11 protein-coding genes are annotated in these 16,546 nt (G+C 54.8%); 5 read left to right on the top strand and 6 right to left on the bottom strand.

Going from position 1 to position 16,546, the window contains the following annotated elements; genetic code table 11:
- The first annotated feature begins 11 nt into the window (after positions 1-11).
- From PHE17_RS03135 to PHE17_RS03120, 4 genes are all read left to right on the top strand, one after another.
- Positions 12-3,629, top strand: a complete 3,618-nt coding sequence (locus PHE17_RS03135) for a tetratricopeptide repeat protein (protein ID WP_301014358.1) — start codon at positions 12-14, stop codon at positions 3,627-3,629.
- A gap of 97 nt (positions 3,630-3,726) precedes the next feature.
- A complete protein-coding gene (gene hemB, locus PHE17_RS03130) occupies positions 3,727-4,731 on the top strand; it encodes a porphobilinogen synthase (RefSeq protein WP_301014357.1) in 1,005 nt (334 codons plus the stop codon).
- Positions 4,716-5,468, top strand: a complete 753-nt coding sequence (gene pgeF, locus PHE17_RS03125; RefSeq protein ID WP_301014356.1) for a peptidoglycan editing factor PgeF — start codon at positions 4,716-4,718, stop codon at positions 5,466-5,468. Before hemB ends, pgeF begins: the two co-directional genes overlap by 16 nt.
- Positions 5,469-6,431: an oligopeptide/dipeptide ABC transporter ATP-binding protein gene (locus PHE17_RS03120; protein WP_301014355.1), complete on the top strand. Its 963-nt coding sequence runs from the start codon at positions 5,469-5,471 to the stop codon at positions 6,429-6,431.
- Here the strand turns inward: PHE17_RS03120 and PHE17_RS03115 are convergent.
- Positions 6,421-7,047: a response regulator gene (locus PHE17_RS03115; protein ID WP_301014354.1), complete on the bottom strand. Its 627-nt coding sequence runs from the start codon at positions 7,045-7,047 to the stop codon at positions 6,421-6,423. The two genes, PHE17_RS03120 and PHE17_RS03115, sit on opposite strands and share 11 nt — an antisense overlap.
- Before the next feature lie 149 nt (positions 7,048-7,196).
- On the opposite strand from PHE17_RS03115, the gene PHE17_RS03110 reads away from it, so the two are divergent.
- A complete protein-coding gene (locus PHE17_RS03110) occupies positions 7,197-8,315 on the top strand; it encodes a formylglycine-generating enzyme family protein (RefSeq protein WP_301014353.1) in 1,119 nt (372 codons plus the stop codon).
- 112 nt (positions 8,316-8,427) lie between these two features.
- On the opposite strand, the gene PHE17_RS03105 is transcribed toward PHE17_RS03110, so the two are convergent.
- From PHE17_RS03105 to PHE17_RS03085, 5 genes are all read right to left on the bottom strand, one after another.
- Positions 8,428-8,874: a transposase gene (locus PHE17_RS03105; protein WP_301014352.1), complete on the bottom strand. Its 447-nt coding sequence runs from the start codon at positions 8,872-8,874 to the stop codon at positions 8,428-8,430.
- Between the two features lie 267 nt (positions 8,875-9,141).
- Positions 9,142-12,603, bottom strand: a complete 3,462-nt coding sequence (locus tag PHE17_RS03100; protein WP_301014351.1) for a formylglycine-generating enzyme family protein — start codon at positions 12,601-12,603, stop codon at positions 9,142-9,144.
- Entirely contained in the window at positions 12,584-13,603 is a 1,020-nt protein-coding gene (locus PHE17_RS03095; RefSeq protein WP_301014350.1) for a MoxR family ATPase, read from the bottom strand. Before PHE17_RS03095 ends, PHE17_RS03100 begins: the two co-directional genes overlap by 20 nt.
- Complete coding sequence (locus PHE17_RS03090) at positions 13,596-15,902, bottom strand: toll/interleukin-1 receptor domain-containing protein (RefSeq protein WP_301014349.1); 2,307 nt, start codon at positions 15,900-15,902, stop codon at positions 13,596-13,598. The genes PHE17_RS03095 and PHE17_RS03090 overlap by 8 nt, the downstream gene beginning before the upstream one ends.
- Before the next feature lie 118 nt (positions 15,903-16,020).
- Positions 16,021-16,542 carry a hypothetical protein gene (locus PHE17_RS03085; protein ID WP_301014348.1) on the bottom strand — a complete coding sequence of 174 codons (522 nt, stop codon included), beginning with the start codon at positions 16,540-16,542 and terminating at the stop codon, positions 16,021-16,023.
- Positions 16,543-16,546: the final 4 nt, after the last annotated feature.

The raw sequence follows: 16,546 nt of genomic DNA, 5'->3' as shown, positions 1-16,546 counted from the left end.
GGGATACGTTGATGTTCGGTAAAAACTATTTCCATCTCAGTTTGTTGGTGCTGTTAGCAGCTTGCGGGGAAAAAGAGCCTACCGTTCCACCCACAAAAACTAGCGGTAATCAAAGTGCTGTGGTCAGCGACGTAACGGGAAACGTCAATATCCAATACAAGGACGAGCGTGCCGCCACCGATGTGCCTGCCGAAAATGCTGGTATGAATGGCGATCAAAGCCCCATCATCAACCAAGTCAGCGGCGATGCAACGGTTCAATACGTCACCAACTTCTATGGTGCGAATGCCGAAGAGGTTAAACACCTGCAAGACGACCTCAAGCTTTCCAAACAAGCCGCCGAAGCCCTGCTGAAAAACCTTGCTGATAAAGACGTGGCGGTGAATAGCCGTACCCAAGAATTTGAACGTCTCGCCCGAAAATACGCCGATTTGCAACACGCATTAGGCGAGGTCGATACCGCAGATGCGCTGAGTCATCAAGCCCAAGCAGCCTTACAAGCCGGTGATTTGGATAAGGCTGAAAAGCTCTTGGAAGCGGCTTACCAGCGGGATCAACAACAAGCCGATAAACGCCTTGGACAGCACACTTTATTATTGGCGCAACTCAGTGCCTTGAAGCTGGAAAACAGTAAATCCATTGAGCGTTATCAGCAAGCGGTAGCGCTACAGCCTGATAATCGGCAAGCCTGGGCGGAACTTGCCCTGCTGGCTGAACGGGTGGGGGATATAACGCTGGCGGTGAGCGCGTGGCAGCAAGTGCGCAAGCAAACCAGTATCAGTAACGCGCCTGCCGATTACTTGAATGCCCTGTTGCATGAGGGCAAGGTTTTGGGTTCGTCAGGTGATTCCACCGGCGCATTGGTTAATTACCAACTTGCCCAACAAACTGCGCAACAATTGCTTGCCGAGTCCCCGCAAAATAGCGCGTGGCAACACAGTCTCGCACAGAGCTACCTCTATAGCGGGCACATTCAGCGCGCCAATGGCGATATGCTAGCCGCACAAACCGCTTACCAGCACAGCGTTGAACTGATTGAGAAATTGGCACAAGCCGAGCCGAATAACAGCCAATGGCAGCGTGAATTGCTCCCGGTTTACAGCGCGGTAGCGGACGTGCAACGTGAGCAAGGCAATGCACCTGCCGCTATCGACAGTTACAACAAGGCATTGAAAATTGTGCAAACTTTGGTGGCTGATGAGCCTGGCAACCTTGAACGTCAGCACGATTTGTTGGTGGTGCTTGACCATCTGGGTAAGGTGCAGCAAGCGGCAAACAATCCAACCGCGGCATTTGAGGTATTCCAACAAGCCTTGGTGATTGGCAAAAAAATTAGCGCAGCCGCCCCAACCCGCACCGATTGGCAGCGCAGTTTAGGGGTGATTTTGAGTAAATTGGGCGAAGTGTCCCTTGCTTTGGGTGATAAGCAGGCAGCGTTGCAACATTTTCAGGACAGTTTGCTGATTACTGAGCAGTTGGTGAAACTTGACCCCAACAACAGCGCGTGGCAGGCGGATTTGGTGATTGATCGCGAGCGCATTGCGCAGGCTCAACAAAGTCTCGCATCAACTACCGACACACCTGCGACTAAGCAAACCCCAACATTGGCAGGTATCGAGGGCAAGGCCAGTGTGCAGCAAATTACCACTGCGAATGGGCAAGTATTGCAACAAACCGAGCAAAACCCCACGCAAACCGCACCGCTAACGGGGGAACTCAAAACTGATGGCGACCAAAGTGCCATCGTCACGCAGGTGCAAGGCAACGTCACCATCCAGTACGTGACCAACTTTTACGGGGCGGATGAACAGGCAGTTAAGCAACTGCAAGACAAGCTGCAACTGGACAAGCAACAAGCCGACACGCTGCTGAAAAACTTGGCGGATAAAAACGTGGATTTAGCCAGCCGTACCGAAGCGTTTAGTCAACTTGCGCAAACTTATGTTGCCTTGCAAGCGCGTTTGGGTAGTTATGCGGCTACCGACGAACTCGCCCAACAAGCCCGCAAAGCCTTGCAAACAGGGCATTTGGATGTGGCGGAAACCTTGCTGGAAAGGGTTTACGCACGCGACCAAAAGCTGGCAGACCAACAACTGGCGCAGCGGGCGTTTGCGCTGGCGGAAATCAGCGAATTAAAGCTGGATTACCCCAAAGCGACGGCGCGTTATCAGGAAGTGACCCAGCGTCAGCCGGATAATTTCACCGCATGGCAAAATCTGGCGTTATTGGCGCAGAAACAAGGCAACACCTCACAGGCATTGCAAGCTTGGCAACAATTGCAGCAAAACGTCAGCCAAACGTTGGAGCCTGCGGTTTACATCACTGCGTTGCTGGGTGAAGGCGATATTTTGTTCTTGAAGGAGCGCAACGCCGAAGCACTCAAGGTTTATCAATCGGCGGTGACAGCCAGCCGTACTTGGCACGACAAACAGCCGGAGAAAGGGCGTGCCTCAGAGTTACTGGCATCCAGCTTGCTCAGCCTCGGTAAGCTGCAATTTCCCCAAGACCCCAAGCAAGCGTTGGCAACCTTGGATGAGTCGATTAAATGGCACACCACGCTCCAGCAGCAATCGCCGGATGACGTGCAACGCCAACGTGACCTTGCGATTGCATTAAGCAGCGCAGGTGAACTTTACCGCAGTCACGGTGATCTTAACGCCGCGCAACGGGCGCATCAGGATGCATTGAAATGGCGTGAAAAGTTACTCGCATCCGCTAAAGATAACCTCCAGTGGCAGCGTGATTTGTTCGTGAGTGTGAGTAATATGGCCTTGGTCGAAGGCGCGTTAGGCAATGACGCAGCGGTTTTGCCCTTATTGCAACGTGCGGATACGCTCAGTCAGCAACTGACCCAACGTGATCCCCACAACCGCGAATGGCAACGTGACCGCTCCATTTTATTGGAACGTTTAGCAACAGCTTACAGTGCCAAAGCCGATCAGCCTGCGGCCTTAAAAGCCCAGCAGGACGCTTGGGAAATCACCCAAACCTTGGCGCAACTCGACCCGGATAACCAGCAATGGCAGCGGGATTTTGTCACGACTGGCGAAACCTTGCGCCAATTTTACCAAGCATCTGACGATAACAAGGCGCTTGGTGCGTTGTTAGCCGCAGTAATTCCGGTGCAAAAGCGTCTGGTTGACCTTGAGCCGGATAACCTCGAACAAAAAACTGCTTTGTACCTCAATTACGGGCGTTTGGGTGAAACCCACCAGTTGCAAAACGATAACCGGGCGGCGTTACAAGCTTACCAACAGGCTCTCGAACTGAACCAGCAATTGGCGGCGGCAAAGCCCGACGTAAGTGCTTTTCGTGGGGAAATCGCTACCAACTTAAACCGCATTGGCGCGGCACATTTCGCCCTGAAAGATAACGCCAAAGCCTTGGCAGCTTTTGAGGAGGCACTCACACTATTCACCCCCTTGGCTAAAGCCGAACCAACGGTGGTGGAGTGGCAATTGGGTATCGTCGGCAGCAAGTACCAAATGGCACAAATTGTGGCTGACCAACACGATGCTTTGCTGCAAGAAGCCATCGCGATTTTGGAAAAGCTTCAGCAGGAAAAGCGTTTGCCGGATGCGTACAAAACGTGGCCTGAGGAAATGCGCAAAGCATTGAAAAGCGCATGAACTGCCCGAAGCCTTGCTGCTGAACAACTAATGTGCGGTTGCATTCTGCCCCCAAGCGTGCAAAATAAGCCTTCCTTATCCACGAGCAGGGCTTGCAATGGCTAACTACCCCGGAATGTACCCCTACACCCGTATGCGCCGTATGCGCCGCGACGATTTTTCCCGGCGTTTGATGCGCGAAAATGTGCTGACCGTCAATGACCTGATCTGGCCTGTGTTTGTGCTGGAAGGGGAAAACCAGCGCGAATCCATCACTTCCATGCCCGGTGTTGAGCGCCTGAGCATCGACCTGCTGCTGAAAGAGGCCGAAGAAGCTGCCAAGCTTGGCATCCCGGCGATGGCGATTTTCCCCGTGACCCCGCAAGAAGCTAAAACCGACAAGGCGGAAGAAGCGTGGAACCCTAACGGTTTGGCGCAACGTGCCGTGCGGGCGCTCAAAGCTGCACTACCGGAACTCGGCGTCATTACTGACGTGGCACTCGACCCGTTCACCTCCCACGGGCAGGATGGGCTGATGGATGAAAACGGTTACATCCTCAACGACCAGACCGTTGCCGCGCTGGTCAAGCAAGCCCTTTCCCATGCCGAAGCGGGCGCGGATATAGTCGCACCTTCCGACATGATGGACGGGCGTATCGGCGAAATCCGCGACGTGTTGGAGCAGCATGGGCATTTGAATGTGCGTATCCTCGCGTATTCCGCCAAATATGCCTCCAGTTTCTACGGGCCGTTCCGCGATGCGGTCGGTTCGGCGGCTAACCTCAAGGGCGGCAACAAATACAGCTACCAGATGGATCCCGCCAATTCCGACGAAGCCTTGTGGGAAGTCGCGCTCGACTTGCAGGAAGGCGCGGATATGGTGATGGTGAAACCGGGGATGCCTTACCTCGACATCGTGCGGCGCGTGAAGGATGAATTCAAAGCCCCAACCTACGTCTACCACGTCAGCGGTGAATACGCGATGTTGAAAGCGGCGGGCATGAATGGCTGGATCAACGAAAAGGCGTGCGTGATGGAAGCCTTGTTGGGGATGAAACGCGCTGGAGCAGATGGCATTTTGACCTATTACGCCAAGCAAGTCGCAGAATGGTTGAAAGCGTGAACCCCCACTGGCTTACCCCCGAGTGGCCTGCGCCTGCCAATGTCCGCGCGGTTTGTACTACCCGTCAAGGCGGTGTCAGCGTTGCCCCTTTCGCTAGCCTCAATCTCGGCGATCACGTCGGCGATGACCCGTATGCTGTTGCGCGTAATCGTATGATCGTGGGTGATGTGCTGCGCCTCCCCACCGAACCGTTGTGGCTGCAACAGGTACACGGTGTGGATGTGTGCGGCATGGATGTGGGAACGTGTTACCCGACGGGCGATGCTTCGGTGGCCTTGCGCAAAAATCAGGTGTGCGTGGTAATGACGGCAGATTGCCTGCCGGTGCTGTTCTGCAATAAGGCCGGAACGCGCGTGGCGGCTGCCCATGCCGGGTGGCGCGGTTTGCAAGCCGGGGTGTTGGAACAAACGCTTGCCAAGCTGGATTGCCCGCCGACTGAAGTGTTGGCGTGGTTAGGGCCTGCGATTGGCCCGCAAGCCTTTGAGGTCGGTGCGGAAGTGTGTGAAGCTTTCATGCAGCACGATCCGGCGGCGCAAGCGGCGTTCCAGCCTTCTGCCAATGCAGGTAAATGGCTGGCGGACATCTACCTGCTTGCCCGCCAACGTTTGGCTGCTGCTGGGGTTAGTGCCATTTCTGGCGGCGACTTGTGTACTTACACCGATGCGCAACGCTTCTTTTCCTATCGCCGTGACGGGCAGACCGGGCGCATGGCTTGCCTGATCTGGATGGATGCGTAAGTGCCGCAGCCTTTACTTGCGGTGCAAAACTGTAGCGTGCGTTTCAGCCTGAAAACTGGGCAGGTGTTGCAGGCGCTGACTGATGTTTCCTTTAAGCTGCACGCTGGCGAAACCTTGGGTGTTGTCGGCGAATCCGGGTGCGGAAAATCCACGCTTGCCCGTGCCATCCTGCAACTCGTCCCCGCCGCGCAAGGCACAATCCATTGGCAAGGCAATTCCCTTGATGTGCGCGACAAGCCCGCGATGCAAGCCTTCCGCCGCGCCGTGCAATGCATTTTCCAAGACCCGCTGGATGCCCTCAACCCGCGCATGACGGTGGGCGATTGTGTGCAAGAGCCGATGCAAGCCTTACGCCCAGAATGGGGCAAAGCGGCGATCCGCGCACGGGCTGACGCGCTGTTGCAGGCAGTGGGGCTGGAAAGTGCCATGCGTAACCGTTACCCGCATGAATTTTCCGGCGGGCAGTGCCAGCGCATCGGCATTGCGCGGGCATTGGCGGTGGAGCCGCAACTGATCCTGTGCGATGAGCCAGTTAGTGCCTTGGATGTGTCAATCCGGGGGCAAATCGTGGCCTTGCTGGCGGATTTGCAGCGCGAACACAAGCTGACTTTGCTATTCATTTCCCACGACCTTGGGGTAGTGCGCGAATTGTGCGACCGGGTATTGGTACTGTATTTGGGGCGCATCATGGAAATCGCCACGACCGCAGAGTTGTATGCCGCGCCATTGCACCCTTACACGCGCTTGCTGTTGGCGGCGATCCCTTTGCCTGATCCGCAGCAGGAAAAAGCACGTTTGGCGGGAATCACGGTGGGGGTAGGGGAATTGCCTTCGCCGCTGAAACCGCCTTCCGGTTGTGTATTCCATCCACGTTGCCCGCAGGCGCAAGCCGTGTGCCGGGAACAAGTGCCAGCATTGCGTCAATTAGGGGAGCGGCAGGTCGCCTGCCATTTTACGGTCTGATGCGTTGCAGCAGGTATTCCGCTGATTCAAACATATTGCGGTCACAGGGGTGTGAAGCGAGGTCGGCGAGTGCGTGCGGTGTCAGGCCGTTTTCCCCCAAGTTTTGCGCGATGCATTTTAGGCTCAGGTAATCGTAACTGCTGACGGTGGTGGGCTTGTCGTTGATGTAAACCAGTTGCCCCAGATTGTGTAGCCGGATTGTGCCAAATTCGGTATTCAGCTTGAGTTCTTGCGGCTGGCGGCGCGGGCTGGACTGCAACAGCTTTTCCAGTCGGAGCAACAGCGTGGCAGTGGGGAAGGGTTCCGCCAAATATTCATCCGCGCCCGCTGTCAATAAATTCGAGATGTGCGCCCAACGTTCACAACTGCTGACCGCCATGATCGGGAACCACAAGTCGTATTGCCGGATGGTTTTGATCAGGGTGACTTCATCGCTTACGGGTGGCAGGCAAGGCCCCGCAATGGCGGCATCGACAGGCTTTAGCAACGCAATTTTGCTACCAGCTTCTGCGGTATCTGCTTCCTCAGCTTCATACCCCGCTTCCCGTAGGGTGTTGGCAAGGTTGCTGCGCAGCGCGTCGATGTTGGAAATAACCAAAATACGTATGATTTTCATTGGCTATCGTTGTTGGTCTTGGCTTCGTATGGGGGAGTGTAGGGCAAAATATAGCCGTATTTGGGGCGAAAAGCTACTTTTGTGAAGGGGGAGCGTTCGGGCGGTGTTGCTCTTGGTTGGGCTTGCCGAACATAATGTGGGCTATGAAGATGTTTAAGAACCCCTTTGGAAAGAAAACCCTCCCCAGCCCTCCCCTTGTCAGGGGAGGGGGCAAGCGTAGCCGTGCCCTGTTGTCGCTGCTTGGGCTGCTGGTGGGCGTGGGTGGTAGCTTTTTGCTGTTGGGGTATAAACCGTTGCCTGCGTGGGTGGTGTTTGTGCTGGCGGCGTTGGTGATGCTGGTCGCGTGGTGGCAAACGGGGTGCATTAAGGCTGACATCTTTTCCCAATTTGTAGGAGCCAGCCGTGCTGGTGATTCTTTTACAGGTCGCCGTTGCTGGAAATATTGGGGGTGGCGGCTGGGGGTGTTTTTGTTGGCGGTGATCGTGGGGATCGCAGGGCAGGTAGCGTGGTGGTGGGCGCAGGATGATCAATCCTTATGGCGGTTGGGGTTTGTGCCGTTGCCGACGCTGGTGGAAATCCCGGCGGGTGAGTTTCAGATGGGTAGTGCGATGTATGATTTTGAAAAACCCATCCATGCCGTGACAATCAAGCAACCTTTCCGCATGAGTCAACACGAAATCACTTTTGCTGAATACGATTACTACGTCTGGCTGATGGATCAGAACGGGATTAGTGTCGAATCTCCCGGCGATGAAGAGTGGGGGCGCGATACCCGTCCGGTGCTCAATGTTTCGTGGGATGATGCACAGGGTTATGTGAATTGGTTGTCAAAGGAAATCGGGGGAAGTTGCCGCTTGCCGACCGAAGCGGAATGGGAGTATGCGGCACGGGCGGGGACGACGACGGATTATTTCTGGGGTGATGACATTGGCAAAAACAACGCCAATTGCGATGGTTGCGGCAGTCAATGGGACAGTAAACAGACCGCCCCGGTAGGCAGTTTCAAGGCCAATAAATTTGGTTTGCAGGACATGCATGGCAATGTACGGGAGTGGGTGCAGGACTGCTGGCATGATGATTATACGGATGCACCCACCGATGGCACGGCATGGGAAAGTAGCGACTGTGGTCGCTGTGTGGTGCGCGGGGGGGCGTTGGACAACGATCCCGCCAGCGTGAGCTCGTCCTTCCGGGATGACTCGCCTGGCCTCCGTGACGGCAGCGTCGGTTTTCGCGTGGTTTGCGTCCTCCCATTACCTGAACGCTGAATGGGGGGATCGCGAGCATGGCTCGCTCCTACAAAGAGGCGGGGCATCTTCCCCAACGGATGGGTGCGGCACATCCCCCTGTAGGAGCCTGCCCCGCAGGCGACTCCCCATCTCACACCCAAACCGCGTTCCAATGCGGATATTCCCACACACTCCCCACCAAGCTAGCCCGTACCGGATTGGCGATAATATAACGTGCCACACCTGCAATATCCTCATCCCATCGGATTGCCCGTTCATGAAATCCACGCTGCCATAGCGCCCAGCCGCAACATTTGCTGGTGATGGATTTCACGCTTTGCACCGTCGCGGATAAACTTTTGTTCTCCCCAAGCTGCATGAGCCAATGCAGATGGTCTGGCATTACCACGAAGCACAGGGTTTTGGCGTCGCCGTTGATTTCATGCTCACGCAAGACTTGAATCAGGCTGCGGGCGGCGTCTAACGCTTCAAATACAGGGATGCGTTCGCGGGTGACGGTGGTAATCGAATAAAGCTGGTTCGGGATGGAAACCCGGCCTTGGCGCAGGGTTTGGCTGTGGTGTTCGGTTTTGGGCATGGCGTATATTGTTGTGGTCGACGTTGCCAGAGGGTAGGGAATACGCCGAAATCAGGCAAATGTTGCTGGGTGAACGGTGTGCCGCCTCTTTGTTTGTGGGGATGGATCGCCTGCGTGGCAGGCTCCTACACGGGAAGGTGCCGTCCTAGGGGTGCGTGATGGGGAATCGCCTGCATGGCAGGCTCCTACACGGGAATGTGCCCGCACGTTTGTTGGGGGAGATGACCCGCTTCTTTGCAGGAGCGAGCCATGCTCGCGATTCCCCATTCAGCGTTCAGTTGATGGGAGGACGCAAACCACACGAAAACCGAGGTCGAGGTTACGGAGGACGGGCGAGTAGTCGAGACGGTTGGACGAGCGCAGGTAGGCGGGATTGAAGTACCACGACCCCCCGCGCAACACACGGCGACCACAGTCGCCGCCAGACTCCCATGCCGTGCCATCAACAGGAGCACCCTGATAATTCTCATGTTTGCAGTCTTGCACCCATTCCCACACATTGCCGTGCATATCTTGTAAGCTTAATTTGTTAGCGAGGAAACTGCCTACCGGGGCGGTCTGTTTGTTGTCCCATTGACTGCCACAACCATCACAATTGGCGTTGTTTTTGCCAATGTCATTACCCCAGAAATAAGCCGTCGTCGTCCCTGCCCGTGCCGTATATTCCCATTCTGCTTCAGTCGGTAAGCGGCAACTTAAGCCTTGCCCATTGTTTTTGGTCAACCATTGCACATAGCCCTGCGCATCGTCCCACGATACATTGATAACCGGGCGGGTATCACGTCCCCAACTGGAGTCATCCGCTTTTTCCTTGCCAGCAGCTTCGGTATAGGCGTCGTATTGATTGAATGTCACTTCGGTAGCGCCCATCCAGAAATCATGGTTGATGTTGACGGTGTGGACAGGTTTTTCGTCACCAGCACCTTTGTCACTGCCCATTTGGAAACTGCCACGCGCAATCGGCAGCAGCTTTATGCCTTGCGAGAGGTCAATGCTATCCTTGTCTGGCATAAGTCCAATCAAGCGGGGATTGCCCTCAACACCAGTGCCCTGCAAATCCGCTGCCTTGTGGATTCCCGCTTGCTTCAATTTTCCGAGCAATTCACTTGGCGACATATCGAAATAGGCTATGTGCGCTCCGTGTGTGAAATCCTTGGCAGGCATTCCGATGTACAGCCATTGGGTATCCGGCAACCCTGCCCATTGTGCTACTAGCTTTGCGTGATGCCCGTACCAACCATTGCCCAACAGCACTTGGTCAGCCGTGCCATTGTCCAACAGTTTTGCTGCCAGTGTTTGCGCCTTGAGGTCTTTCGGGTCTGCGGCAATCACCGCAATCGAGGCTTGAGGCCAAGCTTGCACACTGGGGCGTGAAGGTTTTGCTTGTTCCCCTGATCGCCACAGTTCACTGCCAAGCCCTACGGGCAAGCGGGCTGGTTGGTTTGCTTGCCGTTCCCACTTCACCCGCGCTATCTCATCTTCACGCACGGTTTGTTCAATCACCCCCGCTTTCGCTGTCCCCAACAGCAGCTTGCCATCCGCCAGATACTGGATTTTTTTAGCAGGTTCCGCCGAATTCAATTGCACCTCAACCCTCGGTGCGAGTGGTATCACTGCCCGCACACTCCCCACCAGCCCACCAAGTGCCAGCCCTGCCAATACCCCCAACAACACCCCCGTGGTTTTATCCCAATCCAGCGGCAAATTTTCCGCCTTGCCCCCAAACCCCGCCGCTAACAACTGCTTGCGTGTCTTGGCTGGTAAATCCCCCCAATGAAACGGTAAACGAACCCACTTGTCGTCGGCGGATGGCAACGCAGGCCAATCCAAACACGCATACGCCCCTAACTTGCGCTCCACCTCTTTGCGCAATTCGCTGTGGCTATGCAGGTCGTAGAGTATGGTGGCAGCGGAATCGAAAGGATCGCCAGCTTGGCTGGCTCCTACTGGGGAGGTGGTGGGAATATTATTTTCCCTATCCCACAACTTGGTTAACGCCACCTCCAACGCCAACAACCGCTGCCGCTTACTCTCCTTCCACGGGCGCTGCACCGTTTCGCGTTCCCCCAATTCCGCATCAATGTCTGCATAGCGCCGCAACCAGAATGCTACCGTCCGTTGCACATCTTCATTGCCCGCCCGCGCCATTTGGGCAAAGTCCTGTAACAAGCCGTGGCGTTGCCCCGCAAAATCAAACCCCATGCCGCTTTCCCGCGCATAGCGTTTGAGGTTGTGGTACTGCCACGCGCAATCCAGCCGCAAGGCTTCATGCAAAGCGCGGATTTCCGCTTCCATCAACGGGCGGTCGGGCAGGGCGCAGGCGATTGCCCAGCGGTGCAATTCATCCAGCGGGCACACGCTGCTGCTGGTTTCGCGGCTGCTGCCCTGCCGTGCCAACCAACCGGATACGTCTTGCGGCAATAGGCATTTCAGCGCATAGGGTTTTAGTTGTCGGCACAATTCCCCCGGTTGTGGGCTGCAATCCACCATGCACAAATTCGCCCAGTGGCTTAACTGGCGGAAGGTGGTGTGCTTTTCATCCGCTTGTGCAGTATCCATTTGCGCCAAACTGTTGCCATCACTCAGTACCACCACCAGTGGCTGGTTTTCTGGGTATTCATGACGGATAGACCAACGGGTTTCCCCCTGAGTGCTGATTACCTGTGATGGGAAACCGTGAAAATAACCAAGCTGCACAAAAATTTTCACCGCTTTCAAGGTGGCAGTAATTTCTGCTGCCAAGCGCGACAAATCGGGATTGTTGCTACTTTGATCTTGCCATAACCACACTTCCCGTTCGCGGCTGGCAGCACGGAAATGGATGCTGGGTAAACCGCTGCGGGCTGTTGCCGCGACACTGGAGGGAAGATCAAGTTGCCGAAGTAATTGTCCACTCAAGTATTGGCTGATACCCAAACCCATTTCCCGGCGTGCTTCGATGTTCAATAAATGAAACGCTGGCAAATTTTTCGGGTTTGGTAAAAATAAACGTCCGCTATAGAGAATTCGCGGTGGTTCTGGCTGGCGCACACGGGTGCGTTGGATTGCTTGATGCAGCAGCCAGACAAAGCCAAGTCCTGCTCCGATCAGTAGCGTGAGTGGCGGTAGGATGCGCGGCAGTGGGTCAACCGGGGTGATAGTGATAGTGGGTATCCAAAGGTCAATGGTGTCAAGCAGTTGGAGTTCGTGCCCGGTTTTCTGCTTATCGTCATGGCCTTTGGGTTTGGGTTCGACAGGTGGCGATGTGGGCAGTGTTTGGGTAGTAGAATTCTCGTTTTTGCTTTCGTTGGATTGGTGCAGCGTGAGTGTCAGCAAGGGCAGCAGGATCAGCAATAGGATGCCGAGGCCGAGATAGCCGATGTTTAGGGGTTTGCGGGATTTTTGGGTCGGTGTTTCATCGGAAAGATCGCCAGCGGGGCTGGCTCCTACAGGGGAAGTGGGGGAGGTGTGTGTAGGAGCCTGCCATGCAGGCGGTTCCCCCGCGTCATTGCCCTCAAACGGTACAAGGGTTTCAAACAAGCGTTCAAGGGTACGCCGCTGCCCCTCATCTTTTGCCAACACGGTTTGCAGCAAACCAAGTAATTCCACCCGTGACAGGCTGGGCGCACGGGTGAATACGCTTTGCAGCCGTTGCAATTCTGTCGCACCAACCGGGATGCCACGCAGGCAGATGTGCTCCAGCAGCATGTCGAGGTCGGGGATGCGTGGCTCACCCACCAAGGTGGACATAATCCGCATGATCCTTAATCAAACACATCAGCGCGGGCAACTCTTTCAAGGCCACGGTATCCGCCAGCTTTTCCACTTTCACCCCCTGTGCCGACAGCACACTCAGCCATAGCAGCAATTCCGCCGCGCCCGGTTTCTTGCTCAAACGGTTGATCTCGCGGATGTCGTTGAAACGTTTCAGTGCTGCTTTGCGGGTGGCCTCATCCAAACGCGGGAACTGGCTTTGCCATGCTTGCATGATTTCGACTAGCAATTCCTTGTTCAGCGCAATGTGATGCACCATGCAACGGCGTAAAAAGGCATCCGGCAAACGCCGTTCGCCATTACTGGTGACAATGATGATGGGCGGCGCACCTTTGCGCACCACATAGTCGCCCTTGTGGAAGGGATGCTCAAAACGGTTTTGGTCAAGCTCTTGCAGCAAATCGTTGGGGAAGTCACGCGGCGCTTTGTCGATCTCGTCGATCAGCAACACGCATTCGCTGTCGCATTCATAGGCATTCCACAATGCGCCCGGTTTCAAATAACGCTTTTGCGCTCGCGGGTCGGGGGAATGATCGCCAGCAGAGGCGGTAGGTTTTGTAGGAGCCTGCCAAGCAGGCGATTCCCCCGATATTTCTCCCCCATGCCGTGCCAGATATGCATCCCGCAAATAGGCAACCGCATCAAAGTCGTAACGCATGTCGCTGGCTTGGCTGTTGGAATGCACCTGATACGCAAACAAGGGAACTTGGAAAAAGCGTTTGATGAACCACGCCACCTGCGTTTTGCCTGTCCCCGGTTCGCCGGTCAGCAATAGGGGGACTCGTGCCGCCAATGCTGCGTTGATGGCATTCAGCAATTCTTGCGAAGGCCGGAAACGTTCCGCCGATATATCCAAATTGCGTTCATCGGCAATGGGGGCACTGGCGGCTAAGGCTTGGCGTTTACCGGGCAGGTGTTCACGGTCGTGCGTTGCCCAGTCAGCCGGTTTGTTGATGATGTGGAAAGGGTCATGCATGGTTGCGGTATTCCTGATAGTTGCGTTGGTATTGTTTCCAGATCAGGGTTACGGTGTCCTCAAATAGTCCCCCAGTTTGTTCGGCAATCCATTCGGCAAAGTCCCACGGGTCAATAGCGTGTTGTGTCAATTTTAGTTCGTTGTACCAGTAGCGCTGGCTTGACTCTAAAAAGTCATTGATTTCATATGGTTTTAGTTTGCCGAGTGCATCTTCATAGATAATGGGTTGCATCATCCCTGCGCCGTTACGGAGTTTGCGCAGTTCCTTGTTGGTTTTGCTTTGTACACTTTGAGCAATGTTTTCAGTCTGTACTTCCATGCAAACCGCGTTGACAAGTATGGCACGTTCCAACTTGATTCTGTTGGGGCTAAAATATTCGCAGACCAGTGCACCCCAGTTCGTCAGCCAGAGGGGGATTGCGTCTTCTTGCCCAGCACTCACATGAAATAACCAGTTTAGGGTAATGCAGCAGTCTTGTTGTTGTAGTCCGCGCCGTTTCAGTTCCCCTTCGAGGATGTCTTCTGCGTCATCTGTGCCGTGTAGAAGCCCTTCAGTGACGGTGTTGTCCAGCAAACTGGCGATGTCGTCACAGGGTTCGATGTTGATGTGGAAGTAAAATTGCATGATCGGCAGGTTACGTTCCTTGCCCTCCCATTGCAGGCGGTGTTGGACTTGGGCGGGGACATCATGCGGGCAGGCGGCAGCAGTTCCGGTGATGGCATAAGCACTCAAGGGGATACGTTGGCTCAGGTGTTCGTGGATTTCGCTGGCTAGATGGTTTTTCAGTACCTTGCGCCCTAGCATGACTTTTAACAGAGCAGCACGTAACTGTTGCGAGCGTTTGTGTTGGGTATTGCTATCCAAACACGGGGTCTGCCCGCTGAGCCACAACAGGTTTTGCATCCCCAAATGGTCATAGGCATCTTGGCGCATGATGCTGCTGGTCAGGTCATGGTGGCGGGAGGTGTGTTCCAACACATGAGCCAGATTTTTTTCCAGATCGTTGAGCCTTTTTATGCGCGAAGTGGCTTGAATCCAGACCAGCCGTGAAGATTTTACCAAGGCTTGTGGGTAGCTTGTCAGTGTCCTGCCAATGAGGTTGATAACAACCACGGGGTGGATGTCCGCTTGCGTGATCCATTCGCCCAAGGTTTGCAGGGAAACTTGTTCTTCTCCATCTAACCCTGCATCCAGTTCCACTTGTTCACCGTTGAAGCGGGCATAGATATAGAGCAGATCAGGCTGGTGTAAGCGTAACTCGCGTTGCAATGCTTGTGGGTTGGTGACACGCGGAATCAGGCTGTGAATACCCAGATGGGCATCCAGATAGCTTTGCACCAGCGCATAATGTTTATCGCCCGCGATTTGGTATTTACGGTCTGAGGGGATGACCAATAACGGTGTATGCGGCGCAATGGTGGTAAAGCCTGTCCGGTAACTGCGCCCCTGCACTGGGCCGGTTTCAAGCATCCAACCGCATTCCAACAAGGGTTTGCCCGTCACGGGGTGCGGTAGGCGTTGCCACGGTAACATTGCCAGCAGAGGATCATTGGTCATGATGCGCAAGCGGCCTTTTACCCCATCAACCGCTTGATTGCCCAACAATACCTTGGCGAGCGGGCGTAACTGTTCTGGGCTAGTTTCAACGCCTTGGTAGCCACCCAGCGGCGCGGTTATGACATTGCCATCATCATCCTCTGCACGGATGTTATTGCCGTGTTGTTCCAGCACAAAGGAACGCCATACGTCATACCCTTCTTTTTTCTCTCTTGTAGGAGCCAACCCTGCTGGCGATTCTTCTGTCAGGTCGCCAGCAGGGCTGGCTCCTACAGATGGATGTTGTTCACCAACGGCATCTGCAATGATGGCATCCATTTTTTGCAGATCGTCATCCACAAATTCCCGGTAATTGAAGGTGCGTATAGCTGCTGGAAGTTCCACCCTCCCAGAACACGCGCCCGGATAAACAGGCAGGATAGGGAACAGTTTACCGGATGCCTGATCACGTAAATGTCGGTCAAGGGCAATATTGATTTCATATTGAACATAAGGGCGAATCGGGTCGCGCGGCATGAACAACAGGAAAGCGCAGGTATTGGGGTGATTTATATGTTCGGCAAATTGGTTCGTATACTGGACACCGTGTTGTAGGTTGTTTTTGTCCAGCCAAACTTTGACATTGTTTGCTTTGGCAAGTGGGCGGCTTTCCAATAGTTCGGCAAGACGCTCAACGCCCGGCTTATCAGTGCTATTGTGGCTCAGGAAAATGTAACGGACAGGGGTATTGGTATCCAACATAGCTCGGCAATTGTGCGTGAACAAATCGGCTCATAGGGTATTGCCCAACATTATAACCACGAACAACTGCGAGCGGTGAAATTATTAGCCGCTTGATGATAGGGATATTTGCCGCCGATTACGGAACCGTATCCGCCATATCCCCCACATTGCGCCCCATGCTGCCGACATTGCTATTAAGGTTGTGGAAGCGCTGGCTCATGGAACCCATGCCATTGTCCATCGTGCCGACTTGCTGTTGCATATTGCCCATGTCACGGGTCATGTTCGCCATATTGCCGGACATATTGGCAACATCCGCGCTCATTAGGGTCATTTGTTCGCGCATCACCGGCATCAGGCGCATGTCCTGTTCCATCGCTTGTATGTAAGTCGTCATTACGTCCATGCGGTCGGCAACCCGCCCGAAGTGTTCATACATGGCGACCATATCCTTAACCACGGTGCGGAATTCCGCCGTCAGCATGTACACGAACTGGAGGTTTGCCAGCACCATGCAGGCCAGCAACACCAGCACCACGCGCATGGTCAGGTTGGCTTTGCGGTGTTCGGTTGCAATCGCATCTTGCGCGGCTTGCACCTGTTGTTCCAAGTCTGCAATGGCGGTGATGGCCTGATCCAGAGTAGGGGTGTCTTTCATGATC

Origin of the sequence: Thiothrix sp., from assembly GCF_028714775.1 — a bacterium.
GTDB lineage: Bacteria > Pseudomonadota > Gammaproteobacteria > Thiotrichales > Thiotrichaceae > Thiothrix.
Note: the sequence above shows the minus strand (reverse complement) of the source record. Positions and strands in the feature narration are given on the sequence as shown.